Source organism: Wolbachia endosymbiont (group A) of Pherbina coryleti (assembly GCF_964026875.1).
GTDB lineage: Bacteria > Pseudomonadota > Alphaproteobacteria > Rickettsiales > Anaplasmataceae > Wolbachia > Wolbachia pipientis.
The window spans coordinates 105,284-131,555 of record NZ_OZ034706.1 but is presented as its reverse complement, the minus strand read 5'-3'; the positions used below and the strand labels follow the sequence as shown (position 1 = coordinate 131,555).

The window sequence follows — 26,272 nt, the reverse complement described above, 5'->3', positions numbered from 1 at the left end:
AAAATCTTAATTCTGGCACGCGTTGCAAAAATAAGTGCTACGGCCATTTTGTCGTATAAGTGTTATGATATTATTGCAAATCTTGCAAGGTTTTTGAACTTTACCATATACGTAAAAGTTATTTTGAAAGTATCCAGCAGATCCAGATGGCTGTGCATAATCTTTCAGTGTTGAACCGCCTGCAGCAATTGCATCACTCAGAGTATTTTTTATTTCAGCAGCAAGTTTTTTGCACTCTCTATAGGTCAAGTTTTTTGCTGACCTGAGTGGTGATATACAGGCTCTAAACAAGCTCTCAGAAGCATATATGTTGCCTACGCCAACTATTGATTTATTGTCCATTAACGCTGATTTGATATTCACTTTTTTGTTTTTCAGCAACTCCTGTAAATAGTCTCCACTGAATTCATCCGTGAGGGGCTCTATTCCAAAATCGCTAAAAAAATCCGTTTCTTGTTCTTTATTTAAAACGATAACTAATCCAAATCTTCTTGGGTCATTAAAAATTATTGAAGTATTGTCAGAAAATAAAAATACCACGTGATCATGCTTATTCCGCATTTGATCGTGGTCAGCATATATAAGCTTTCCGCTCATGCCAAGATGTATGATTACAGCCACACTACCATCTGTATTCCAGATGGTATACTTACCTCTACGCTTGATGTTGCGTATGACTTTGCCCTTTAGCATATCATCAATATTTTTTGTTATTGGGGCACGTAAATTCCAATTATTCACTATAACATTACTGATTTGCTTGTTTTTAATTTTATCAAGCAAAAAATTAGAGATTACTTCCACTTCCGGTAGTTCTGGCATGATACCTCCTTCAAAACTTAAGTTTCTGATGGTAATTTTGTCGTTCTCAAATACATTCGAGTATTCTGCGGTGCTTTCTCCTAAAAATTCCTCACCACAAACGAGTTTTGAAAGGGTTCTCTGTCTACTCTGTTGCTGCTTTTTTCTTTTCAAAATATTTTGCTTTAAAGCTTTCGCTAATCTTTTTTTCTCCTCTTCTTTTTCCTTATTCTTTTTTGTGTTATTCATTATCATAATATATAAACTTGCCGTTGTAGCTCAGGTGGTAGAGTACGTCATTGGTAATGACGAGGTCCCAAGTTCGAGTCTTGGTAACGGCACACTGATTATACTTATAATATTGCATAACTTGTAAGCAAGGCTTAGAAGAAAGTTACAGAGGTAAGTTGTCATGCTTTTTCCATATCCTTTCTACCTTCTTGTTTTTGAGTAGCTCTAATGCTTTACAAAAGTGATACCTTGTTTTACTTGGCACTATAATGTCATCAATGTATCCATATGATGCAGCAAAAAATGGGTTAGCAAATTTTTCTTTATATTCTTTAATTAACGTTTGCTGATCTTTTTCGTGTCGAAATATAATCTCAACTGCACTTTCAGGGCCCATCACAGCTATTTCAGCAGTTGGCCAGGCATAATTTATATCACCTTTTAGATGTTTCGAATTCATAACAATGTATGCACCACCATACGCTTTTCTAGTGATAAGGCTAATTTTCGGCACGGTCGCTTCAGCGTAAGCGTAAAGCAGTTTCGCTCCGTGTTGTATTATATTATTGTATTCTTGATTTGTACCCGGCAAAAATCCTGGAACATCAATAAGTGTGATGATCGGAATGTTAAATGCGTCACAAAACCTTACAAACCTCGCAGCTTTTCTTGAAGAATCAATATCCAAACATCCTGCAAGGTGCATAGGTTGATTTGCAACAATACCGACAGTATTTCCTCCAATTCTACCAAAACCAGTTATGATATTACGAGCAAAATCAGGTTTCAGTTCAAAGAAATTCCTTTCATCACAAACTTTTTCAATGAGTTCATACATATCATAAGGAGTATTAGGATTGGTAGGAATTAGAGTGTTTAAGGATTCATCAATGTCGTCAACATCATTACAGATTGGTGCAGATTTTGGTGATTCTTGATTATTTGCTGGTAAGAAAGTAAAGAATTTACGCATTTTTAGCAGCATTTCAACATCATTATTGAATGCAAAATCCGCTACTCCTGTTTTGCTTGTATGAATTTTTGCTCCACCGAGGTCTTCGAAACTTACATCTTCGTAGGTAACCTTTTTTACTACATCTGGCCCGGTTATAAACATATATGAACTGTTTTTCACCATGAAAGTAAAGTCAGTTAATGCTGGGGAATAAACTGCACCTCCTGCACATGGGCCCATAATTAAAGAAATTTGTGGTATAACACCTGATGCATTTACGTTTCTTTGAAAAATTTCTCCATAACCAGCAAGGGAATTTACTCCTTCCTGAATTCTGGCTCCACCAGAGTCATTTAGTCCGATAATTGGAACCCTGGCATTAATTGCCATATCCATAATTTTGCATATTTTTTTTGCATGTGACGCACCAAGTGATCCACCAAAGACAGTAAAATCCTGAGAATAAACAAAAACTTTTCTGCCATAAATAGTACCATGACCAATCACTACCCCATCACCTAAAAAATTAGCATTTTGCATGCCAAAATCATTTGCATGATGTTTTACGAATTTATCGTATTCTGCAAAAGAACTTTCATCGAGCAATATACTGAGCCTTTCTCTAGCAGTTAATTTCCCTTTTTCATGTTGTTTGGTAATCCTGTCAGAACCGCCTCCTTTTTCAGCTTCTAGTGCTTTGGTTTTTAGATTTTCTAGTATTTTAAAGTCTTGCATACAATAAAGTAGTTTTCAAATTAGTTGTAGACTTTATTAAGTTTACAAACCCTACTAACTATACACATACACTATTGCTATATGCAACAATGTATGTATGATAATTGTTAATGCTCTGGTGATTCATGGTCACTACTTTGAAAATGTTGCGATGTGTCAACACTTTTCATATTAGAAAGAGGTGGACTAACTGCACTGCTTTTCGTTTGTGCAAAACTTTTAGCAGCTTCAACAACCTTGCTTATACGAGGTTCTTTTTCTAGCTCTTTTAGGTACTTTGAGAAGATTTCACAACTTTTGTCATCCATATGTACCATTATTTTACCAAAACTTTCAGCTTTTTCAGAAGATAAAATCATTTCGATCTTTTCATCGCCTACCCTAAAGGTCATTTTTACTTTGCCTTGCATATCATGATATTGCCAGCTTTTTATTCAGATTAGATTATCTCCTTCTCCTATTCGCAATGCACCATATTCTAAGTCCTTAAATTCCGGGGAGTTCATAAATTTTGCAGGAGTGATCACACTTTTTTCTGGACACTGTACATAATAAAATTTATTATCTCTTTCTACTACAATTTCTTTTTTTTTGTCATTTTCAATACTATCACTTACAATTTGTTTTAGACGTGACAAATATTCGCCGCGTTCTTTCAGTATATCTTCTGGCAATAATCTCCGAACTTCTTGGCTCACATCAGTGCCTGTTGAAACTAGATTAAACATTTCTAACATAAGAGGCCGTAGTTTTTCTTTTCCAGTCTCAGTAACATTTTTATCTTGCTCCATGAGGTGGTATAAGATCAGTATCGAATAATCTATTATTGATGACTTTTTTCTCCTTGGAATACATCAACACTAAACATGACCTTGTGCTTTTTTGCATCGTCTATAGATTTTTGAAGTCTCTTTGCTATGTTTTCGATAGCTTCATCATTAGGTAAGTGTTCAGGCAATGGCGTCAACTTAAGGAAAAATATCAGCGATAGTGTATAAAATTTCTCTCTAAATTTTTTATCATTAAATTATCCAAAGAGTGCAAGGGACAGCACTTTTGTTTCTGTTTTATTTCAACAAAGAAGTCTAAAATGTGTCCTTTTTAGGTGAAATATGCAAAAAGGAAAAAACCTTATTCTACAAATTAAAAATATAATATACTCGAAAACTTTTCAGAAAATCCATTGTGTTGAGTTTTACACGAACAAGCTTTTTCGACAGTATTTTCTATGATTTTAAAGTTAGTTAAAAAAAGTTTGGGAATAGAATGTGAACTTATGGAGCCATTGACATGTACCCTCAAAGCAAGCTTTTTCTAAAGCAAGGTATAAGATTTGCCATACAGGCTTTCAAGAATTTAAGCATCCAAACAGCCTATCAGGATGAACCTGAGTTGGAGAGGCTATAGACTTATTGCAGCAGATGGTTCTGGTATGAGATTACCCAGCTCTGGGGAAATTGTATCCGAGTTTGAACCAAATGGAACAACAGGCACCATTGGCAATTTGTTTGTTGATTTGTGTACTTCATTGATTTGCAGTGCTCGTCTTGCAGCTTGGAATATAGGTGAACAAACGTTGGCGGCAGAGCAATTACCCGAAGTTATCACTCAAATGCGTTTATTAAATCAAGAGAAATTATTATTTATCTATGATCGTCTTCAGTAAAATTCATTCAGCAGCATTATGATTTGGAAGTAGATTTTATTTTTTGCTTGCAAAAAAGAAATTATAGTAAGCTATGGGAACGCTGGCGAATTAGATTTTGATTTTATATTAGAAAATGAAAAGCTAAAAAATAAAATGAAAGGACAGAAAGTAAGAGTTATAGTGCTGACATTAGCCAACTGAGAAACAGAGTTTTTGACCGAGAATTTGGAGCAAAGCTTATGTGTTAAGGTGGCACATAGAGGAGTGCTATAAACGACTCAAAGTAGGAGCAGAGTTAGAGAATTTTTCTGGAGAGGCTGTATTACAAGAATTTTGGGCAAACTTGGTCATGTGCAATATATTATCGCTTCATATATGTGATGCACAAGGGCCTTGGAACCCAGATCAAATTACTGAGTATCGTTTAAATTTTTCAGTTTTATTTGGTGTAATGAGGCAGAAACTCTATCAGGTACTTATTGCGCCAAAAAACTTTCAAGCCCTTTTTAAGTATACGCGCTAAAGTTAAAATCCGACCGGGACAGCCGCAATAAAGTAGATAAGCCTAAACGCCATCATGTCTTTAGGAGAGTTTGCTAATGAAAGTTCTTAAGTTGACGTCATTGACTGTTCCGATTCGTTATATGACATAAGAGCATCATATATTTCATGCAATGTATTTGAGATGTTTTTTTCCATATGTTGATTAATATGCCCATATATTGTCGTCTCTTCCGAACACTCTGTATCTTTATGTATATGATTTTGTTGCTTTAATTCTTCTCTATCTACACTCTCTATTTGCTCTGACACTAGCATAACTACCTCATATTTTACATAACGAAATAAAAAAATTCTAACTGTAGTATGCTTATATAATCTACGAAGTCAATAGTTAAATTGAAAAGTTTCGGTTATAATTTACTTCATATAGAACATGCCCTTGAATTATGCTAAAAATCGCCATAGTAGGCCTACCAAATGCTGGAAAATCGACCCTATTCAACAGATTAGTAGGAAGAAAAGCAGCAGTAGTGAGTAACATTCCAGGAGTGACAAGGGATAGGCGAGAGGGAATGGGGAGAATTAGCGATTTGGAGTTTAAAGTTATAGATACAGGAGGATGGAACGACCAAACTAGTTTTTCACTGCAAGTTATTGAGCAAATAGAGTTTTCTTTATCCAGTTCAAACATAATTTTCTTTCTTGTTGACGCAAAAGTGCAAAATGAGCGAAATAAAGAGTTTGCAAAGTGGCTGAAGAGAAAAATAAATAAACCTGTGATACTGATAGCAAATAAATGCGAGAGTCATAAATCCGAAAATGTTGATTATTTGCAGTTTTTTGATTTTCTTGGCCCGGTGTATATCTCTGCCGAGCATAATCTTGGCATGGTTGATCTTTATGATGCATTAGCTGGTGTTATTGAAAATTTTAACGAGAACACTGAGTTACCTAACAATGAACTGAGTAGGCTGAGGATCGCGATCATCGGCCGTCCGAATGTTGGAAAATCAACTTTTTTAAATGGTTTACTTGCAGAAAACAGACTAATAACAAGTTCAGAGCCAGGTACCACACGTGATTCTGTGGATATTACATATGATCATGATGGAGAGTTAATTACTCTAATTGACACTGCCGGAATCCGCAGAAAGGCGAATGTTGTAGATGGCTTAGAATCAAGATTTGTTGAGAAAAGCATGGAATCAATCAAGCGCTCTCATGTGGTAGTTTTAATGCTAGACTCCCTAGTTGGTATTGAGCAGCAGGATTTATCAATTGGTGAAGCTGCAATTAAGGGAGGGAAAGGGATTATTGTTGTTTTAAATAAGTGGGATTTAATAGGTAAGGATGACAGAAGCAGGTTAATAAAATTTGTCAAACAACAGGAAGTAACCAGGTTATTCTTGGAAGTGCCAACTATAACAATTTCTGCGTTAAAAGGCATGCGCTGCGGTGATGTGATAGATAAGTGTCTTGAAGTGAGTGAATCCTTGAACAAGAAGATCAGCACTGCAAAACTGAATAAGTGGCTCATAGATGCTGTAGGAAAACATTCTCACCCTCTTGTAAAAGGCAAAGCAGTTAAAATGAAGTATATCGCTCAAATTGGTACTAAACCTCCAGCTTTTTCTTTGATATGTAACATACCTGAAAGTGTTGATGAAAGTTACAAACGCTATTTAATTAACGATCTCAGAAAAAATTTCTTTGCAGACGGTGTGCCAGTTAGATTGCTTTTGAAAAAAAATAAAAATCCCTATGTAAAATGAATACTCTGCTTTATACTTTCAGGGATAATTTACTTAAAGTTATGTGTAATAATTCCAGAATTCCTGCAATCTTTCTGCTGTCGAGTGCCGCTGCTCTAATTTTTGCATATGTGCTAGAATATTTTTTCAACATGCTGCCATGCAAGTTATGTACATACGAGCGAATAGTTTACTATATCGCCGGATTACTTGCAGTAGCGTGCATGCTTAAAGACAACAAAATTCTAATCTATGCAATGTTTTGCAGCTACCTCATAGGTGCAGTAATATCTTTTTATCATATAGGTCTTGAACTCCACTTATTTCATGATGTTTTAGGTTGTACAGAGCAAGCAAGTGGTAACGTTAGTATAGAAGAGCTCAGAAATAATCTACTAAATCCTAATTACTCTCCATCTTGTGACAGACCTCATTACGTTCTAGGTGTTTCCTTAGCAACATGGAATCTAATTTATCTCATAGTAGCTCTGTTCGTATCAGGTAAGGTGTATTGTGGAGAAAGAAAGAAATCTAAATAATTTAAGGTACAGCAACAATCAGTTCTTGCAACAGGCAATTAGAGTAGATCACGCTGGAGAATATGGAGCTATTTGCATTTATTCTGGTCAAAAATTTATTCTTAAGAAATCTTCTATAATCAATGAAATAATTGAAATGGAAGAGCAGGAAAAAAAGCATTTTCACTATTTTAATGAGAAAATCAAAGAGCAAAAAGTTCGTCCTACTGTTTTGTTGCCTGTTTGGCGTGTTTTAGGAGTGTCGCTTGGCGTTGCAACTGCCATTATGGGCAAAAAAGCTGCTATGGCTTGCACTGCTGCAGTTGAAGAAGTTATCGGGGAGCACTACAAAGAGCAAGTTTCACATTTAGAAGATGGGGAATTAAGAGAAACTATAAGTAAATTTCGCGACGAGGAGTTAGAGCACAAAGATATTGCAATTCAGCACAATGCTGAAAGCGCATTTGGCTACAACATTTTATCATCATTCATAAAAACAGGCTGCAAAACTGCTATTTACTTGTCTAAGTTAATTTAACTAAGCAACTTTCTTAAAGTGTTTTAAATGTTCTGATAACAACAGAAACCAGGAAGGAATTCAAGTGTAACAATTATTTTATAACTATATTTACATATCACCATTATTAATAAATAATTAGTATTTGTAAATTAAATACATCTAAAGTATAGACTGCAAAGGAGGCAAAAGTGCGTTTTAATTTAGAAGAGGGAAATGCTCTTATGTAATACCTGCCACAGGTTCACAACTGTACGAACATTCATTTTTGAAGGTAAATTGCACAGCAAATGGTGTCATTCCAGTCTGGAATCTAGAAATTTTGCTTATAACTGAGCTGATAAGCTAAAGGTAATTGTCTTACACTAAAACAAACGTTTTTAATTAAGTTGCATAGAACCAGTGTCTGGGCACTGGGATGACACCCCACTGGTGGTCCAAACTACAACGTTCGTACAGTTGTGGATTCCAGACTGGGATGACACCCTACTGATGGGCCCAAATCACAATGTTCGTACAGTTGTGGGTCAGGCTATAGGATGACAGAAGTTGACTTTATTAGCTATAGGTGGTATGACACTTAGTCAATTTAAGTAAGCAGATGATCTTAGCTACAAAAATATTTTTTACCTCATTTGTTTTTGGGTTTATTCTTTTTCCCTATTTTATAAAGCTTCTAAAAAAAATAAGCAAAGATGGGCAACCAATTAGATCATGTGGACCAGAAAGTCATTTAATAACAAAAAAGAATGTACCACCTATGGGTGGAATAATAATACTGATTTCTTCTTTATTACCAATTTTACTCTGGGCTCAGTTAACACCAGAAATTTTGCTGCTGATATTGATAACTCTATTTTTTGCTCTACTTGGATTTATTGATGATTATTTAAAATTGAAGACAAATCACTATCGAGGTTTAAGTGCAAAAACCAAAATACTTATTCAGTTTATTGTTGCTCTGGTTGGTGTGTTTATACTTAAGCTATACTCTGCTGAAGGTTTTACAAAAACGTCCCTATTTAAAGGAGTAATAATAGATTTTGGCTATCTATATGTTCCGTTTGCTGCGTTTGTAATTGTCGGCTCTTCTAATGCTGTGAATCTCACAGATGGTTTGGATGGCCTTGCTGCAACTCAAGTCATCACTTCCTTTGCTTTTTTGGGGCTAATTGCATACATAACTCAAGCAGATATGAATATTGCTTTATTCTGCATTGCATTTATAGGAGCTATTCTAAGTTTCTTGTGGTTTAACACACATCCAGCAAAAATATTTATGGGTGATGTTGGTAGCTTGTCGGTAGGCGCAGCTTTAGGGTTAACTAGTGTCCTAATTAAAAGAGAGATGCTTTTTGCCGTTATTGGAATAATCTTTGTAATAGAGACTCTATCTGTGATTATTCAGATATCATATTTTAAATATACAAAGTTTAAATATGGAAAAGGAGAAAGAGTTTTTCTTATGGCACCAATACATCATCACTTTGAAAAGAAGGGATGGTCAGAAAATGTAATCGTTATAAAATTTTGGATAATTTCTATTATCTGTTCAGTTTTTACTATAACTTTCTTATTATAAAAACCTATGAAATACCCAGACTTTACATTAGAAAATAAATTATCAGGAGTGATAGCAGGAGTGGATGAAGTTGGAAGAGGTCCGCTAGCTGGTCCAGTAATATCCGCAGCCGTAGTGTTTATTGATAGAAATACAATTATTGATGGAATCAACGACTCGAAAAAGTTGACTCCTCAATGTAGGCAAGTCCTATATGAAAAAATAACATCCGTTGCAAAATTTGGTATAGGAATGGCAAGCGTAGAAGAAATAAATTCATACAATATCTTGCAAACAACAAAACTTTCAATGAAACGTGCGTTGATAGACTTGGACCTAGAGTTAGATTATGTGCTAGTTGATGGTAATCAACCACCTGAAGTGAAATGGCAAGTGAAATCCATAGTAAATGGTGATAATTTGAGTACATCAATTGCAGCAGCTTCAATCGTTGCAAAAGTTACGAGAGATCGGCTTATGCAAGAATTGCACAATAAGCATCCTGAATATAATTGGTATAAAAATAAAGGATATGGGACAAAAGAGCACCTTAACGCTATTGGCCTTTATGGAATTACAGAACATCATAGAAAAAACTTTGCACCCATATCTCGGGCATTATAGCCTTTAGATAGTAATCACTTACCTTTTTTGAAAGGCATGTTTTCATTAAATAGGCAAACTGTACTCGATCCATTCCTTAAGGTAAACACTGAACTTACCCTTTCGATTATCAGATAGTTGTCAACTGTACGGAAATTTACTAAAGACTCATATCCTGCAGAATCAACCATAAAAACTGCCGGGAAATCAGAGTTTATTTTATTGAATTGTAGATATGTAAATTTTCCATCATCAAAAACCTTGATTGGTATTATTGACTGACTGCCTTTAACGTGCGAGATGGAATAATTAAAATTTAAACCCTTCTTTACAACTTCAATATCGTTTATATCAGGAATAATGGTATGACTAGCTTGTTCGAGGATATCACCGTTATTTGTTGTGTAAATCTCATCACTGCTAAATAGTGGATAAAGAAACCTTACTTCATATGCTAATCTTGGATCATCTAGTCCAGTTGCTTCTTCAGCATGAAGTTCAAAGTAATAAACTCTTTTATTGGTAATTATAGTTGCGTTAGTATCGGCAATATCATCTATAGGCTTAATAAACAATCTGTTACCTTGAGGAAGGAGTTGCCAACCAGTTGAATCACCCATTGAAAGGTTTTGTATTACTTCCCCTGGTTCAAACAATATACTGGACTGATAACCATAAAAACCCGTATACTTATGTATAGCCTGTGGGTTATAATTTATTACCTTTATGTGATTATCTCCAGCTATTGAACGTGGCTCCTGTTTTGCAAGTGCATCACTACCACAGAGGAACAATAGTACGGCAAACAGTAAACCAATCATAATATCAAAATAAATTAATCTTCATTTTATCATTGATAGACATGTACTGCAACTGTTAAGGCACTTTCTATACTATAAACCCCAAAGCAAGCGGTAGAAAAGGCAAGAAATAAGGCAAACTCCTTAAATACTTTAGAACTACAGGAGGCTTCATCTGAATGGGTACACTTGGAATCCTGCCATTTTCACTTTGTAAACATACCAATAATTTTGTCCATTATTCCACCCATATTTGCTTCAGCTTGAGTATACTCTATTTTACCACCGTGCAAGATTAGTTTAATATCTGATCCAGGTAATATATTAACAAATTTACTACCAACAACTCCACTGCTAGTGATCAGAGCTGAACTATCAATTGGCAATTTTATGTCTCTGCTTATACACATGTCGATTCGTGCTACGTAGGTAGCTTTGTCAAGTGATACACCAGTTATGCTTCCAACGTCCACACCAGAGATCTTGACACTATCACCAACTCCTATACCGTTAGCGTTAGCAAAAAGACCATATATTTTATTGCAATCCTTATAGTTTTTCTTTATGTAAGATAGCTTATCAATAGCAAAGAAAATCAGAAAAATAGTGAAAATTAATACAAATAATCCAGCGGTTATTTCAAGTATATTTGACCTTCGCATCTTTAGTTATCAGGACTCCAGCTTTTATAGTAATTTTTCACTTTTTGGTTTGGATAGTATGCACCTTTTGTACCCGTTAAATTAGGAGTATGTTTTACTTTTCTTTTTTTATTATTAACTGGTACTACATTATCAGTATAGTGAAGCCATATATGCCATTCCGGAGGCACTGTTGTAGGTTCAGAGACACTGCTATACATAACCCACCTTTTTCCTTTACTTGATTCATAGTAAGAATTTCCATTTTCATCTCTTCCTACAAATTTATCTTCTCTTCGTAATAGGCGTTTTATTGCGTTACAAATTTTAGATAACATAAGGGTATTAAAACAAAAAGTATTATATATACTAATACTTTAACGATATATTAACAACAATTTAATGCAATTACCAATTTTACAAGTTATTATCCCAATAATTGCATCAATGTTTTGCTTTCTTGCCAAGAAACACAAGGTATCTTGGTTTATTTCTTTTATTGCAACAACAATCACTCTTATCATTTCATCAATACTACTCATTAAAACATATAAAGGCGAAATTATAACTTATCACCTTGGGGATTGGGCTCCCCCGTACGGCATAGAGTTAAGAATCGACGTGTTGAACTCCTTGATTCTAACTTTGGTGAATTTTATAGCGCTGATTAGCGTGCTTTATAGCTTTTATATTAACGAAAAAGAAATTAGCAAAAACAAAATCACTGGTTTTTACTCTCTATTTCTACTGTGCTTAAGCGGACTGTTCGGGATTCTAGTAACAAACGACATATTTAACCTTTACGTTTTCTTGGAAATTTCATCTCTTTCTTCTTATGTATTAGTTTCAATGGGAAGGGATAAAAAAGCCTTGGTTGCAGCATTTGAATATCTAATTAGTGGAACAATAGGTGCAACATTTTATTTATTTGGCATCGGGCTCTTGTATTCAATGACTGGAACGCTCAATATGTCTGACATGGCTGAAAGAATAGTTCCATTATACGATAACAACATCATAAAACTTGGCACGTTGTTCATTTTTGTTGGTCTCTCAATCAAAATGGCACTGTTTCCATTAAGCAGGTGGCTGGTTAATGCATATAGTGAGGCGCCAAGTTTCATTAGCATATTCTTTTCAGGCACAGTGACAAAAGTGATGATATATGTTTTCATCAGAATCTTTTATACTGTTTTTCATCAAAATTTTTTCTTGTTTAAGCCGCTACTGGACAATGTGATAATTATCCTCGCACTTTGCGCTATTGTATTTGGGTCGATATTTGCAATAACCGCAAAAGACATAAAAAGACTGCTTGCTCACTCTAGTATTAGCCAAATTGGTTATATAATTTTAGCACTGAGTTTTAACTCAAAAACAGGTGTATTTGCAGCAATTCTTCACATAGTAAACCACAGCATAATAAAAACATCTTTATTTATGGCTGCAGGATGTATTTCTTACAAATTTGATACAACAAAAATAGAGAATTTATCGGGACTCAAGAAATCAATGCCTTATACAGCACTTGCGTTCACTCTACTCAGTTTAGCATTAATCGGTGTGCCTTTAACAAATGGCTTTGTAAGCAAGTGGTATATAATGAAAGCAATTATCGAATCTCGCGCGTGGATTTCCCTGATAGCTTTTGCTGCCGGTTCTTTTCTTGCACTAATATACATGTGGAAGATGGTAGAGAAAATGTATTTTGAAAATGATGCAACGTCACGCACTAGAATGACACTAGGCAAAATTAATGATGTGCCATTTCCTATGCTTTTCTGTCTATTGTTTATGGCAGCTTTAACAGTAGTAACTGGAATATATAGCACTCCAATTCGGTTAGTAGTTGAGAAGTTGGTTTTTTGATTTTTATCTTTGTTTCATATTTTACTATACTTTAAGGTTATAAGGTCTTTATTGTGGGTAGGCTGAAGAAGATTCATTGGTTATTAGTCATTAACGTGATAGCGCTGTTTTGCGTTGGCATTGTTGTTCAATACTCTTCTGCTGGAGGAAAGTGGGTGCCATTTGCGATTCACCAACTGGTCATATTTTCCTTCTTTTTCCTACTCGCTATAGCTATGTCATTCATAGAGCTAGATTTTTATTTGAAGTACGCCTACTTTTTTTATATAGCAGCAGCGATTTCACTATTAGCAGTAAATTTTTTTGGCTCACACATAATGGGTGCAACAAGGTGGATAAGAATTGGATCAATTAGTTTGCAACCATCAGAATTTGCAAAAGTAGGCTTAATACTTGCGCTTGCTCGCTATTTTGATAAGCAGAGTATGTATAAAATGATGGAATTTAAAAGATTGCTTAAGGCACTTATAATTATTTTCTTACCCGTGTTCTTGGTGTTAAAGCAACCTAATTTAGGCACAGCTATGATAATGTTATTTATAGGGATATCAATTATATTCACAACAATAATAAAAAGATCTCATTCAGTAATATGTGGAACTCTTGGCATTTTTGCAGTACCGGCTATTTGGCCTTTTTTACGTCTTTATCACAAGCAAAGGATATTGTCATTTTTGGATTCATCAGTGGATCCACTTGGAATAGGTTATAATGCGCAGCAATCTCAAATAGCTATTGGTTCAGGAGGTTTGCTTGGTAAGGGCTTTGTTAACGGAAGTCAAACTCAACTTGGATTTTTGCCGGAGAAACGTACAGATTTTGCTTTTGCAGTGCTGAGTGAGGAATGGGGCTTTTTAGGTAGCATGGCTTTAATTTTGCTTTATACCTCATTACTTGGAGTAATTTTCTCTATCGCTTATAGGTCGAAAAATTATTTTTCTAAGTCGGTATCTATCGGCATTTTCGCCTTTTTTAGCGCTCATTTTTTTGTAAACATTGGAATGTCAATAGGCCTCTTGCCTGTGATAGGCGATCCACTGCCATTTCTTTCCTATGGAGGAAGTACAACTGCTGCAAGCTTGATATGCATAGGATTATTGCTGGCAATAAAAGCAGATGAACAACAAAATGCTTGTATTTTACCTATGCTAAAGTAAAATTAAACTTTACTTAATAGTTTTTATGCTAGATGAAATGCGTGAGGAATGTGGGGTATTTGGCATAAGTTGCAACCAAAGTGCTGCTTTTAACTCTATACTTGCTCTCCACGCTTTGCAGCATAGAGGTCAAGAGTCTTTTGGCGTAGTAACCAGTAACAACGATAAGCTGCACTCTTATCACTTTCAAGGTCAAGTGAGCAGCGTATTTGATGATATAGATGAAATAAAGAAATCCTTACCTGGAGATTGTGCAATAGGTCACGTTCGATACTCAACAAGTGGTAATAAGTTTGGAGTGCAGCCCATGCTTGGCAAAAGTGGCAAATTTGGGGATTTTGCCATAGCACATAATGGTAATTTAATTAATATTTCTCCAATACGCGAACAATTAATTAAACAAGAGTGCGTTTTTCAGTCAGATATTGATACAGAAGTAGTAGTGCATCTGACAGCAAGCGGTGAAAAAGATAGCTTCTTAGAGAGTTTTATATATGCATTAAAGCAAATACAAGGTGCTTATTCTTTTGTGGCAATCAATCAAGAAGTAGTTATTGGAGTACGTGATCCGTCTGGAATCAGGCCTCTTGTTTTAGGGAAGTTAAACGGTTCTTATGTTCTTGCATCTGAAACTTGTGCTCTTGATATAGTAAATGCAGAGTTTGTTAGAGAAATAGAACCAGGTGAGTTAGTCACCATTGATCGAAATGGTAATCTAGCTTCAGCATTTCCTTTCCCACAGCAAAAATCAAGTTTTTGTATTTTTGAATACGTTTATTTTTCAAGACCAGACAGCATAATGGAGAATAGGTCCATATATGATATAAGAAAAGAAATAGGAAGAATACTTGCAGAAGAGAGCCCACCAAAAAACAATATGGATATGGTTGTACCAATACCTGATTCTGGAATACCTGCAGCTATTGGATATGCAAAGCATTCAGGGTTACCTATGGAACTGGGAATAATTCGTAATCATTACATAGGAAGAACTTTTATACAACCAACCGCTGAAGTACGTAAAGTTAGAATAAAATTAAAATTCAATGCTAATAAGCACATTTTGAAAGGTAAAAACATAATTTTAATAGATGATAGTATAGTGCGTGGTAGTACGTTAACAAATATAATAGTTATGTTAAAGGATGCAGGAGTAAAAGAGATTCACCTCAAAATTTCAAGCCCACCAATTAAGCATTCTTGTTTTTATGGAATAGATACGCCAGAGTGCAAAGATTTAATTGCTGCAAATAAATCTGTAGAGGAAATTAAGGAAGTTATAGGAGTAGATAGCCTAGCCTTCTTGAGTATTGATGGACTATATCAGGCTGTTAAAGCAGAAAAGCGTAACAATGCTACACCACAATATTGTGATGCTTGTTTCACTGGTGATTATCCGATTGGCAAATAGTCTACGCAAGGTCTTAAGTTTAGAAAATCTTAAACCGCCAAAATTTCTCTTGGCCTTTACTAATTCCGATTCTCGGGGTGCAAATATAATCTGGTTTGAGGTAAGATTCATAAACACAAAATTCGTGGCTTATAGTAAGGTCCTGTTTGTTATGTTCTTTTGTAATATTTAATCTTTTACACAATATTCCTGGCCCACCTAAATTTGCCTCAAGCGGTTCAATGAGCTTTAATCCCCGTATTAACACTGCTGCTGGGAACCCTTCTGCTTCTGTTACAATATTTAAACAGTAATACATTCCATATATAAAGTACACATATGAAAACCCCGGCATACCAAACATTACTGAGGTTCGGTTAGTATAACCCTTAGCTGCATGACAAGCTGGGTCACTCATTCCTATATAGGCTTCAACTTCGGTTATTATTCCACTAAAGTTAGAAAATTTCAGCATCTTTCCTAGTAACTCCCCGGCTACAACCAAAGTTGGCCGCTCGTAGAAATTTCTTGGTAGTATTGTGTTGCTCATCATAAAAGTATAAGTTACTTGCAGATGCAAGCAACTTATACTGAATTTTCACTACTTTACCTATTTTGAAGCAGCAGGAGCTTGATGCTTTTGTGATGCGCCGCTCAAGTCTTCTACATTTGTTGAATGCTGCTCCAAAAATTTTACTTCTTCAGAGCTTTGTTGTAATTGTGTTTGTGGCAATTGTGATGCTAACACTTCATGTAAAGGCTTTGCTTCATATTGCCTTCCTACTTTTACTTCTTTATGTGCAGCTAATTGCTCCATAGTAACACCATTACCCTCAATAAGTTCTACGGAGCCATTATCATGAATATTAATTTTAATATTACATTCTTTTCCTTGAGCATTCCACTTTAAAGTCATTTGATATGACCCATTAGCTACTTCATAAATTCTTGTTCCATGTTCATCAACCCGGCAACGTAGCCCCCTTGCTTTACTTTGAGGTAGCAATAATGTAATTGCTTTCACGCCATATTGTTTACACAAATCGTTATTTAGAATGTCACTCATGCTTATTTCTTTTGTATTACTACCTATCGCAATTCTTACGGCAGGCTCAATAATATTATCTTCATTTTTGCTTTCTTTAAGTTTTATAAATTCTATATCATTATTTTCTATATTTTTAGATATCTCTTCTTTAATTTGTTCAGCAATTTTGCCTATAATGTTCTTACCACCATATTTATTCTCATCCCGAGCAGTATATGTACATATACCATTACTATCCTTATGAATATAAGGTTTTGGTTTCTTTTTATTAGTGGTATTAGTAGAAGTGTTGTTCTGCATTATAAAGAACTCATTCCATTCTTCTGCATTATTAAGAGTGACGTATTTAGGTACATTCTCATCTAGTGTTGATTTAGGTACATTTTTAGTATCCGAAATCGAATTATTATCAGAAGGACTGATATTTAGATTAGAAGAAGTTTCAATTAAAGATACAGTTTCAGTGCTATTAGTTAACATATATGCCTCCATTATTTTTAATATATAAATGTTAGCATATAGATACCACGCCAATTAGTCAATATAAATTATGATGTTTAATGTTGAAAGCTCAAATACTCCTTTGCTTGATCGGTTAGAACGCGCCCTCTTGGTGTGCGCTTTACAAAACTAATTTTGATTAAATAAGGTTCTACTGTTTCTTCAATATTGCCAACATCTTCGGATAGCGCAATAGATATGGTGTCAATTCCAACAGGGCCTGAAGTGTTGAATAAAAATCTTAGATAATTCATATCAAGTTTATTGAGTCCCATTTTATCTACACCCAATTTTAGTAATACAGAATCAGCGACTTCATAAGTAATTTTTTTATCATCTTTCACTTCAACAAAATCCCTTATTCTTCTGAGTAACCTCAAAGCAATTCTTGGAGTGCCGCGCGCACGGCAGGCAATTTCCCGCGCAGCACCCTCTTCAATTTCAGCAGAAAGAACTCTTGCGCCTCTTTTTATAATATTAACCAGCTCCTCAAAGGAATAAAACTCAAGATGCAAAGGAATGCCAAAACGATCTCTGAGTGGCGCAGAAAGTAATCCAAGCCGTGTTGTTGCTCCAATTAGCGTAAATGGTGGTAGATCTATCCTTAAAGTGCGAGTAGATGGACCTTCACCTACTAATATGTCCAAGCAAAAATCTTCCATAGCAGTATATAAAACTTCTTCGATGCTGCGATTTAATCTATGGATTTCGTCGATAAATAGAACATCTTTTGCATTTAAAGTGGTAAGCACTGCGGCCAAATCTCCAGCTTTACTAAGTAAAGGACCAGAAGTTGCGCGAAAGCTAACTCTTAATTCTTTAGAAACAATTTGTGCTAAAGTTGTTTTGCCAAGCCCTGGAGGACCGTACAATAAGACGTGATCTAAAGCTTCAGTTCTCGTCTGTGCAGCGTTTATAAACACTTTTAAATTTTGTATTAAGTCTTTTTGCCCGACAAAATCATCAAGTTGCTCAGGCCTGATGTTGATATTGCGCACATCTTCAGTATATTCTTTACCGCACGATATTGATTTCATAATGTTAAGAGCTCCTTAAGCGCTATGCGAATAATATCCTTAGTGTCCAGATTTGACGATTCGTCTTGTATTTTCTTTATCGTATCATAAGCTTTCATTTTTTCATATCCAAGATTGATCAATGCTGAAAGGGCATCTTCATTAATTGGATTAAAGTTATTGTTATTTATTTCTAGTTTACTTACTTTGCCACTCAATTCAGTGATGATTCGATTTATGAGTTTCAAGCCAAGTCCACTCATCTTGAGTGCTACTTTATCTTCATTCATAATTGCCAAAAATAGCTGTTCTGGAGTTAATTTACTCAAAATTGACATTGCAGTTTTATAGCTAACGCCGCTTACTTTGACAAGCAACCTCAAGCACTGCTGTTCTTCTTTGCTTATAAAACCATATAGCTGAGCGACATTTTCTCTGTTATTTCCATAGGTTTCGATAAGTAATTTAACTCTACTTCCGATGGAACATGCATTTAAAGTTTTGGCTGAAAGATACACCATATAGCCAACATCATTCACATTCAGGATTATGTGATCACTGCGCACTTCATCAACTATTCCGCTTAGATTTCCTATCATTTTTAGCACTGTATAGGGTTCAGTTTAAATACTCCTGGATCTTAGGTCAAGCAAACGAACATTATAACAGGGAAACGTGGCTAAAAAACCACTTGACAAACTCCGCCAGCCCCCTTATCATAAACACTGAAGCTATTTATTTATCTTCTCTGTACAGATTAAATGACAAAAAAACTCACGTATCTGGCGTATCATATTTAATTTTTTGCACTATGTGCACCTTATGTCTTATAAAATTTCTACCTACATAAGCTGAAACGCGCTTATAAAGCGTTTAAAACATAAAAAAACGCCAACTTAAAAAATGGATAGTGAATAACTAGCTACCCTAGGGTTTCTTTTGCCTTTTTTTCTGTTTAGTAAATTTCTTAACGTTTATAATTTAGATTAGTTGCGGTTTAAAAGTAGCTGAATCGCGGTTATTAAGTGTTTAGAATAAAAAAACGCCATACTTGAAAGTATAATGTAAGTAATTAGCCAATCATGGGGCTTTTTTTGCCTTTTTTTTCGTTTGGTAAATTTCTTAATGTTTATAGCTAAACGACAACCGTCATCCCGCTGCTTGTTAGCGGGATCTATGCTAAGAGATACCGCGGATGAATCGCGCGGTATGACGGTTCGTGGTGGCATCTCGTCATCCCGCTACGTGTTAGCGGCTAAGAGATACCGCGGCGGTATGACGTCTTAGCCATAGATTACCTGATCTCACCATCTTTCCGGTTGTTTTATACATAATTCTCGGATTTTGAAAGTTCACTTTGAATAAATTGCTCATATTCTTTATCCTCTAGTTCTTCAAAAATCTCAGGATAATGTTTACTGGAACGAGTAATTATTGAAATTAGCTCTTGCTTTGTTTTTCTTAGTAAAACCTTTCAAAGAGAGTCTGTTCATCCATACGCGTCAAGTTAAGGAAATAAAGGTATGAAAGAGATAGAATAATAAGGTATAAGTTCTCCCAGATATACTTTTAGTGAGAGAACCAATGAATAAAATAACTTGCTTATCAAAAAAGCTCAAAGAATTTTTTAATGAAAAAGCAGAGAAAATCTCAATTACAACAAGGTTTATAAAAAGAAAGAGAAAGCTAAAAGGTTCATCATTCGTAAAAGCCATGGTCTTGGGTAATATAGGAGTTGATAATTGTAGCGTAGAAACAATGTGTCAATTACTAAACGAGGACTCGATAGATATAACAAAACAAGGTTTGGATTTTAGATTTACTGAAGAAGCAGTGGAATTTATGAAAAGGATGTATAATGAATCTGTGATTCTCTTTAAAAATATCTTGCAAGTTGATTGCAAAATCTTACAGCAATTTAATAGTGTTAAATTATTGGACAGTAGCTATATTACTCTACCTAACAGTATGGAAGAGATGTATAAAGGTTATGGTACTAGCTACAGTGGCTATGAAAGCAATACTAAGTCTGGAATAAAGTTACAATTAGTTTTCGACTACATGAATCAGATAATAGACCAACTTAATTTAACGGAGGGGGTAAGATCAGACCAGGGATATAGGAAACATTTAAGTAATATATTAAGCAATGATTTGCTAATATCTGATCTCGGTTATTTTGTGCCAAGTTCTTTTAAACAAATCAATGAAATAGGAGCTTATTTCATAAGTCGTCGATACCAACATATATGATGTAGAAACAAATCAAAAAATGGAGTTATTAGAATGTTGAGAGGATAAGTTATTTTTAGAAAACGAGGTATTGTTAGGAAAAGAAGCAAAAATTAGAGTAAGAATTATATGTCAGAAACTAACTGAAGAACAGTCTATGGGCAGAAGAAGGAAAGCTAATAGATTAGCAAGATCGCAGATCCTCTAAAAGAAATCAAAAATTGTTGAACTGGTCAATATTTATAACTAATGTTCCAGAAAATAAAATTAGTGCTGAGCAAGTATTAACGATTTACAGAGTAAGGTGGCAAATTGAGTTATTATTTAAATTGTATAAAAGCCATATCAGGCTTGATAAGCTAAAAGGAAAGCCATGCAGAGTATTATGTGAACTATATGCTAAATTGTGCGCAATTCTTATATTTCACGGCATAGTTGGTTGCACAGAAGTGAAAAAGAATACAGAACTTAGCTTAACAAAGGCATTTATTGAGCTAAAAAGGCGGGTTAGAGAGTTATTTTTAGTATTAACCAAAATTAATAGTTTAAAAGCATTTCTTAAAAAACTCACTATAACTTGGTCGCGATTTTCATTAAAAGACAAACGTAGAAGGGCTAGAGTATCCACTTTAACCTCTCTAAATTTGCTCACAATCTCTTAACTTGACGCGTATGGTACTATCCACTTGGTCGTCGTGGCGCGTTTCTGGGAACATTAAAATCTCATACTCAAAATCGTTCAGCCATACTGCTTGGTGCGGCAGAAAAACCTTGCCAGACTCTATAGTCGGAACAATTTGATAAAATCGAGTGAGTTTGTCATCATGTGGCACTATTTCAATAATCGGTAAATCACTGTTTGTCTTTAGCTCTTGTACTAATTGCTGACCACTTGTTTTGGCTTCGATCAAAATCGCGTGTGGTGACCATCTTGCAGCTAGTGATAAAACTTGTTCTTTAAGCTTTGGATACTCAAGCTTTGCGCGATATACATCAAGTAAATAGAATTTATTATCTATTTTTGCCCAGGTGGTGCAGACACTAAAGTTGCTCATGTTACTTGTTGAAACCGCAGTATCCCAACTTTGTGTTATATGCGAGAGATTATCAGGAAATTTTTTATAGCGTTTCAACCACTCTGGTTTAATTATACCACTTGAAAGCGGCAGAGGGTTTTGTTGATATTGAGCAGCAAAAGCGTAACTCCCAAGTTCAGCTTTTATTATCTCAACTTCTTCTTTTCCTCCATCGAGGGGATATAACAACTGACCTTCTTCTCTTGAATATAATATCCTTACAGGTGACGCTGGTTTATTATATAATCGCCTGGTCGCACAGTGCTGAGCTACTCGGATGATAGGAACGGGAGGTATTGGCTTTTTGATTGAATAAATAACCTGCTTATTTTCAGAAATCATTGGCAAACAAATATGATGCCATATGTTTTTTGGCTTGGAGAGAAGGTGTCCAGTTAAGTCCTCCTGGTGTAGCCTGTGCATTACAAGAACGATGACTCCTTTTTTTCTATCGCTCAGCCTGGTTACTAAAGTCTGATCAAACCAGTTTGTGGCACGCTTTCTAAGCGTTTCACTCAAAGCTTGAGCAGAACTGAGCGGATCGTCCACAATGATAAAATCACCACCTTCACCAGTTATAGCTCTTTTTACAATAATCCGAACAGATCATAATATGCTACTGCTCTACCATAGCCATAAGCACATATCTTATCCTATTCGGACTATTGCGAGAAGTGCTATAGTGTTCCACCAACTGATGTTGCGATTCTGTATCCTCTCTGCACTGTTTGAAATTTATATTTTGTATTCTGGTCTTTGGATAGTTCTATCTCTGGAAATAGCGCTCTATACCAACTAGACTGCATCACGCACCTGGTGTCGAGCGAGTGCTTTTCGCTGAGCCGCTGAGAATAACTTGCAACTATTATTCTCGCAGTTGGTTGGTTTCCCAGTATCCATGCGGGCCACGCAACGCTTATGCACATGGACTTCATCGAGCGCGGAGGCATATTGAATATTATTCGTTTCACTTCACCAGCGCTCGCCGCTTCCAGCCTATCTGCTATGACTTTTATATACTGATAATCGTTATACTCACACCCCGGCACTACCGTTTGAAAGCACAGTTCAATGAATTTTAGAAAGTTCATGATATAATGTTGAAACCAACGCGTGACGCTGGGATGACAAAAAAAGGAGCACTGAAGGCTATAGGTGAGACGTCGCGGTATCTCTAGATCCCGCTAACAAGCAGCGGGATGACGAATTACTTAACCATCATTACACCGTCATACCGCGATTCATTCGCGGTATCTCTTAACATAGATCCCCTACTATACCTTAACATAGATCCAGCTAACAAGCAGCGGGATGACGAGCTTATCTTCATGCCGCCACGAACCGTCATGCCGCCGCGAACCGTCATCCCGCTGCGGTATCTCAGCCGCTAACAAGTAGCGGAATGACAACAATCCTACGTCATACCACCGCGGCGCTAACAAGAGATCCCGCTAACAAGCAGCGGGATACTTAGGGATGACGGTTGTTGTTTAGCTATAAATATTAAGAAATTTACCAAATGAAAAAAAGGCAAAAGAAACCCTGGGGTTATTATCCGCTTTAAAATATTGGCGTTTTTTATGTTTTAAACGCTTGACAAGCGAGATTCAGCCGCTTTTAATTGCAACTAACCTACGCTGCAAATGTTTAAGAAATTTACTAAGCAGAAAAAAAGACAAAGAATCCCCGAGTTAGCTAGTCTTTTACTATCTCTGTCGAGTATTGGCATTTTTTGATGTCTTGTAACGCTTTATAAGCGCGTTCAGCTTATTTAGATAAAAATCTAGATGTAGATGAAGTTTTGTAAAGACATACAGTATCTATATACTGCAAAAAATTGAACATAAGACGCCGATACATTAAGTAATCCTTACCTTTTAATCTGCAGATTGGCGAAAGCAAATACAATAGCTTCAGTTTCATGATAAGGGCGCTGGCGGAGTTTGTCAAGCAACTTTCTATATAATATTTTCTAAAATAAATAGACTTCTCGCATCCAATTTCGGTAGCGCGCGACACACAACTGCAATGACAAGGTTTTGTAAGATAAACATCATATTCACACGAAGTACTTGACTTCACTTGTACTAAGAAGCATTTTATATATGTTGTGTGCCCGTAGCTCAGCTGGATAGAGCAACAGCCTTCTAAGCTGTGGGTCGTAGGTTCGAATCCCACCGGGCACACTCTTTTATCAATACTTTCTATAAATCTTCAAGTACTCTGGCACCACATTTTCAATTGCTAATGGTCGAACCTTCATTGTTTCAAGGTCAACTGACTTTTCGATTGAACTATTCATCATAACTTTCACCTGATCTTGAGTAAGCATAGGGTTCGTATCTCCGGTTATTGGTTTTAGCAGCATAGAAATAATTTTATTTTCTAAAAAGAAAGCTATTAACTTTGCCATTGGAAAAGATACATTGATCAACAAACACTTTCTGTTAGTAACATTCAGAATAAACTTCAATAAGCTTTTGAAAGAGTAAACCTTTGGTCCACCCATGTTATAAATTTTCTTGTCTTGCTTATTAAAACTGATAATACGATATACCACTTCAGCTAAGTCTGTTACACATATTGGCTGAAATTTAGTTGTTCCATTGTCAATTAGTGGTAAGAAAGGAAGAATAGTTGCTAATCTTGCAAATTTATTAAAGAAGTTGTCTTCTTTACCAAATACAAGGCTTGGCCTAATTATTATTGCTTTTTGAAATGCTGAAGTTACAGCTTTTTCACCTTCCAATTTACTTTTGGCATATTTTGACAACTTGCTATTTTCTATTCCCATAGCAGAAAAATGTATCATCATAGGTACATTTTTCATTTTTGCAGCTTTTGCTATCCTTTCAGCTATTTTAACGTGAACAGCGTAAAAATCGTGCTTTTTTGCTTCATATAATATTCCCACTAAGTTTATAGCTACATCACATTCTTCCATACCATCCAGAACTGATTTTTCATCAAAAAAATCGCCTTTAAATATTGATATTTGTCCTAAATTGCCACACAATTTTAAACAAGCAGCTTTTTCCTGATTACGAGTGAATATCTTTATTAAATATCCTTCTGCTGCCAAGCGTCTTACGATGTGTTTCCCTATAAACCCCGTTCCACCAAAAATAATTACACGTTTTATCACAATTAAAGTTCCTAATAATTTGTTACTGTAAATTAATACAATGATTTCGCTTAATATTTTATTACGAATTCCCGTACAATAAGATCCATTTTCATTCCTCGTGAGCCTTTAACTAGAATTGCGTCATTATTCTGAATAATGTTAGCTAAATCACTTTTCAATTGATTAGAATCATTAAAATGCGTGCCTCTTATATTATCTGGCAAAAACTCATGCAATTCTAACATAAATTTACCAACTGTATAAACTTTATCTACATTATTTTCTGTGATAACCTTAACCAGATCTGTATGAAATTTTATGCTTTCATCACCAAGTTCCAACATATCACCAAGCAAAGCTACTTTTCTCTGATTAGAATATGTACTCAAAGTTTTTATCGCAGTTTTCATCGAAGCAGGGCTGGCGTTATAGGAGTCATCAATTAAATGTATATATTTTCTATTGTATTTGACCTTATGAATATTGCCTCTACCTTTCGTTACACTAAAATTCTTAAGTGCAAGTGGTAATTTTGATAAATCAAGTCCGAGGCTCTGCACAACTGCTGCTGCAACAAGTAGCGAATAAGCAAAATGCTCACCTTGCACACGTAAATTACAGTTTATAGTTTGATTATCACTCAGCCTGATTTTTAAATTTAGCCCGTCATCATTTCTTATTAGGTCCAACAAACAAACTTCAGCATTTTTATCTTTACCGAAGCTTATTACATTTCTATTGGCATGTGATGAGAGATAATCATAATATTTATTATCTCTGTTCAAAATCAAAGTACCGTTATTTTTCATACCATACAGAATCTCTAACTTCGCTTGTGCAACGTCAAATAGTGATGAAAAATTTTCAGTATGTGCAGGTTCGATGTTGGTAATAACTGCAATATTCGGATTACTAATCTTTGATAATTCTTTTATTTCACCAGCTTTATTCATTCCCATTTCAAGGATTAAGTACTGGCAGTTTTTTGGAGCTTTTAGAATTGTCAAAGGCAATCCTATATTATTATTTAAGTTACCTTCGTTTGCATGGGACACTCCATATTGCGATAAAACAGTGTGCAGCATATCCTTTGTAGTAGTTTTCCCGACACTGCCTGTAATTGCAATAACTTTAGCGTCAACAAGAACATTTCTAATATAGTATGATGCCATATCGTGCAAAGCTTTCAGGGTATCTTGTACAATAACGAGAGGAAAATTTTTATATTTACCCTCACTTACTATTGCAGCTACTGCCCCTTTTAAAAACGCTTCATGCAAAAAATTATGGCCATCAAAATTCTTTCCCTTGAGTGCAATAAATAAATCACCTTTTTTTATGCTTCTTGTATCCGTTGAAATATTTGAGCTATGTATCCAATTACAACCATTTACGTCTCTTCCGCCAGTTGCATCAATGATATTATTTGTGCTCCATTTAAACATAATTTAGAGAGTATTCTTTATAATAAATTGAACAATAAAAGTAGCGAAAATACTACATGTTTTAGACAATGTACAAATAATGGTTGCAATCCCTATAATTCTATCTTATAATGGATATAGAAGTTTAAATTTTTTCGTCTATAATT

General features: G+C 35.2%; 22 protein-coding genes, 2 tRNA genes and 4 pseudogenes. 12 read left to right on the top strand and 16 right to left on the bottom strand.

Features of this window, described 5'->3' with window-relative positions:
- Window positions 1-6: 6 nt before the first annotated feature.
- Window positions 7-822, bottom strand: a complete 816-nt coding sequence (mutM, locus tag AAGD87_RS00690; RefSeq protein WP_341817791.1) for a bifunctional DNA-formamidopyrimidine glycosylase/DNA-(apurinic or apyrimidinic site) lyase — start codon at window positions 820-822, stop codon at window positions 7-9.
- A 247-nt stretch (window positions 823-1,069) separates the two neighbouring features.
- On the opposite strand from mutM, the gene AAGD87_RS00685 reads away from it, so the two are divergent.
- Window positions 1,070-1,142, top strand: a tRNA-Thr gene (locus tag AAGD87_RS00685).
- Window positions 1,143-1,195: 53 nt separating this feature from the next.
- Here the strand turns inward: AAGD87_RS00685 and AAGD87_RS00680 are convergent.
- From AAGD87_RS00680 to AAGD87_RS00670, 3 genes are all read right to left on the bottom strand, one after another.
- Window positions 1,196-2,722 carry an acyl-CoA carboxylase subunit beta gene (locus AAGD87_RS00680; RefSeq protein ID WP_264339556.1) on the bottom strand — a complete coding sequence of 509 codons (1,527 nt, stop codon included), beginning with the start codon at window positions 2,720-2,722 and terminating at the stop codon, window positions 1,196-1,198.
- A gap of 107 nt (window positions 2,723-2,829) precedes the next feature.
- Complete coding sequence (locus AAGD87_RS00675) at window positions 2,830-3,132, bottom strand: hypothetical protein (protein ID WP_231115838.1); 303 nt, start codon at window positions 3,130-3,132, stop codon at window positions 2,830-2,832.
- A gap of 24 nt (window positions 3,133-3,156) precedes the next feature.
- On the bottom strand, window positions 3,157-3,513 hold the full coding sequence (locus AAGD87_RS00670) for a hypothetical protein (protein WP_227738564.1): 357 nt from the start codon (window positions 3,511-3,513) through the stop codon (window positions 3,157-3,159).
- A 321-nt stretch (window positions 3,514-3,834) separates the two neighbouring features.
- Here AAGD87_RS00670 and AAGD87_RS00665 point away from each other — a divergent pair.
- Window positions 3,835-4,970: pseudogene (locus tag AAGD87_RS00665) on the top strand (transposase).
- A gap of 350 nt (window positions 4,971-5,320) precedes the next feature.
- A complete protein-coding gene (gene der, locus AAGD87_RS00660; protein ID WP_012673406.1) occupies window positions 5,321-6,646 on the top strand; it encodes a ribosome biogenesis GTPase Der in 1,326 nt (441 codons plus the stop codon).
- A gap of 10 nt (window positions 6,647-6,656) precedes the next feature.
- On the opposite strand, the gene AAGD87_RS00655 is transcribed toward der, so the two are convergent.
- Entirely contained in the window at window positions 6,657-6,779 is a 123-nt protein-coding gene (locus AAGD87_RS00655) for a hypothetical protein (RefSeq protein ID WP_255511218.1), read from the bottom strand.
- On the opposite strand from AAGD87_RS00655, the gene AAGD87_RS00650 reads away from it, so the two are divergent.
- From AAGD87_RS00650 to AAGD87_RS00635, 4 genes are all read left to right on the top strand, one after another.
- A complete protein-coding gene (locus AAGD87_RS00650; protein ID WP_341817790.1) occupies window positions 6,721-7,164 on the top strand; it encodes a disulfide bond formation protein B in 444 nt (147 codons plus the stop codon). The genes AAGD87_RS00655 and AAGD87_RS00650 overlap by 59 nt on opposite strands.
- A complete protein-coding gene (locus tag AAGD87_RS00645) occupies window positions 7,139-7,681 on the top strand; it encodes a demethoxyubiquinone hydroxylase family protein (RefSeq protein WP_006279362.1) in 543 nt (180 codons plus the stop codon). Before AAGD87_RS00650 ends, AAGD87_RS00645 begins: the two co-directional genes overlap by 26 nt.
- Window positions 7,682-8,261: 580 nt before the next feature.
- A complete protein-coding gene (mraY, locus tag AAGD87_RS00640) occupies window positions 8,262-9,242 on the top strand; it encodes a phospho-N-acetylmuramoyl-pentapeptide-transferase (protein ID WP_341817638.1) in 981 nt (326 codons plus the stop codon).
- 6 nt (window positions 9,243-9,248) lie between these two features.
- On the top strand, window positions 9,249-9,845 hold the full coding sequence (locus AAGD87_RS00635) for a ribonuclease HII (RefSeq protein WP_341817637.1): 597 nt from the start codon (window positions 9,249-9,251) through the stop codon (window positions 9,843-9,845).
- Between the two features lie 14 nt (window positions 9,846-9,859).
- On the opposite strand, the gene virB9 is transcribed toward AAGD87_RS00635, so the two are convergent.
- From virB9 to AAGD87_RS00620, 3 genes are all read right to left on the bottom strand, one after another.
- A complete protein-coding gene (gene virB9 / locus AAGD87_RS00630) occupies window positions 9,860-10,645 on the bottom strand; it encodes a P-type conjugative transfer protein VirB9 (RefSeq protein WP_064125428.1) in 786 nt (261 codons plus the stop codon).
- Window positions 10,646-10,830: 185 nt separating this feature from the next.
- Window positions 10,831-11,286, bottom strand: a complete 456-nt coding sequence (locus AAGD87_RS00625; protein ID WP_264339538.1) for an outer membrane lipid asymmetry maintenance protein MlaD — start codon at window positions 11,284-11,286, stop codon at window positions 10,831-10,833.
- Window positions 11,287-11,288: 2 nt separating this feature from the next.
- Window positions 11,289-11,603 (bottom strand): NADH-ubiquinone oxidoreductase subunit NDUFA12 family protein, encoded by a 315-nt coding sequence (locus AAGD87_RS00620; RefSeq protein ID WP_182309790.1) that lies wholly within the window; start codon window positions 11,601-11,603, stop codon window positions 11,289-11,291.
- Window positions 11,604-11,667: 64 nt separating this feature from the next.
- On the opposite strand from AAGD87_RS00620, the gene AAGD87_RS00615 reads away from it, so the two are divergent.
- The 3 genes from AAGD87_RS00615 to purF are packed head-to-tail and all read left to right on the top strand — an operon-like array spanning window position 11,668 to window position 15,702.
- Window positions 11,668-13,134 carry a proton-conducting transporter membrane subunit gene (locus AAGD87_RS00615; RefSeq protein ID WP_155969254.1) on the top strand — a complete coding sequence of 489 codons (1,467 nt, stop codon included), beginning with the start codon at window positions 11,668-11,670 and terminating at the stop codon, window positions 13,132-13,134.
- A gap of 53 nt (window positions 13,135-13,187) precedes the next feature.
- Window positions 13,188-14,291, top strand: a complete 1,104-nt coding sequence (gene rodA, locus AAGD87_RS00610) for a rod shape-determining protein RodA (RefSeq protein ID WP_341817636.1) — start codon at window positions 13,188-13,190, stop codon at window positions 14,289-14,291.
- A 25-nt stretch (window positions 14,292-14,316) separates the two neighbouring features.
- On the top strand, window positions 14,317-15,702 hold the full coding sequence (gene purF, locus AAGD87_RS00605; RefSeq protein WP_065094852.1) for an amidophosphoribosyltransferase: 1,386 nt from the start codon (window positions 14,317-14,319) through the stop codon (window positions 15,700-15,702).
- Window positions 15,703-15,721: 19 nt separating this feature from the next.
- On the opposite strand, the gene AAGD87_RS00600 is transcribed toward purF, so the two are convergent.
- From AAGD87_RS00600 to ruvA, 4 genes are all read right to left on the bottom strand, one after another.
- Window positions 15,722-16,231 (bottom strand): DNA-3-methyladenine glycosylase, encoded by a 510-nt coding sequence (locus AAGD87_RS00600; RefSeq protein WP_264339539.1) that lies wholly within the window; start codon window positions 16,229-16,231, stop codon window positions 15,722-15,724.
- Window positions 16,232-16,291: 60 nt separating this feature from the next.
- A complete protein-coding gene (locus tag AAGD87_RS00595; protein ID WP_253303502.1) occupies window positions 16,292-17,209 on the bottom strand; it encodes a hypothetical protein in 918 nt (305 codons plus the stop codon).
- Between the two features lie 77 nt (window positions 17,210-17,286).
- Window positions 17,287-18,267, bottom strand: coding sequence for a Holliday junction branch migration DNA helicase RuvB (gene ruvB, locus AAGD87_RS00590; RefSeq protein WP_182309817.1), 981 nt, complete (start codon window positions 18,265-18,267; stop codon window positions 17,287-17,289).
- On the bottom strand, window positions 18,264-18,845 hold the full coding sequence (gene ruvA, locus AAGD87_RS00585) for a Holliday junction branch migration protein RuvA (protein WP_341817789.1): 582 nt from the start codon (window positions 18,843-18,845) through the stop codon (window positions 18,264-18,266). The genes ruvB and ruvA overlap by 4 nt, the downstream gene beginning before the upstream one ends.
- A gap of 985 nt (window positions 18,846-19,830) precedes the next feature.
- Between ruvA and AAGD87_RS00580 the strand changes: the two are divergent.
- Window positions 19,831-21,140, top strand: a pseudogene (locus AAGD87_RS00580) (IS4 family transposase).
- On the opposite strand, the pseudogene terL reads toward AAGD87_RS00580, so the two are convergent.
- Both terL and AAGD87_RS00570 read right to left on the bottom strand, forming a co-directional pair.
- Window positions 21,117-22,130, bottom strand: a pseudogene (terL, locus tag AAGD87_RS00575) (phage terminase large subunit); the annotation flags it as partial. The pseudogenes AAGD87_RS00580 and terL sit on opposite strands and share 24 nt — an antisense overlap.
- Before the next feature lie 104 nt (window positions 22,131-22,234).
- A pseudogene (locus AAGD87_RS00570) lies at window positions 22,235-22,645 on the bottom strand (terminase); the annotation flags it as partial.
- Between the two features lie 1,021 nt (window positions 22,646-23,666).
- On the opposite strand from AAGD87_RS00570, the gene AAGD87_RS00565 reads away from it, so the two are divergent.
- Window positions 23,667-23,740 (top strand) — tRNA-Arg (locus AAGD87_RS00565).
- Window positions 23,741-23,748: 8 nt separating this feature from the next.
- Here AAGD87_RS00565 and AAGD87_RS00560 read toward each other — a convergent pair.
- Window positions 23,749-24,699, bottom strand: coding sequence for a complex I NDUFA9 subunit family protein (locus AAGD87_RS00560; RefSeq protein ID WP_341817635.1), 951 nt, complete (start codon window positions 24,697-24,699; stop codon window positions 23,749-23,751).
- A gap of 50 nt (window positions 24,700-24,749) precedes the next feature.
- Window positions 24,750-26,126 (bottom strand): UDP-N-acetylmuramoyl-tripeptide--D-alanyl-D-alanine ligase, encoded by a 1,377-nt coding sequence (locus AAGD87_RS00555; protein ID WP_264723856.1) that lies wholly within the window; start codon window positions 26,124-26,126, stop codon window positions 24,750-24,752.
- Between the last annotated feature and the right edge of the window lie 146 nt (window positions 26,127-26,272).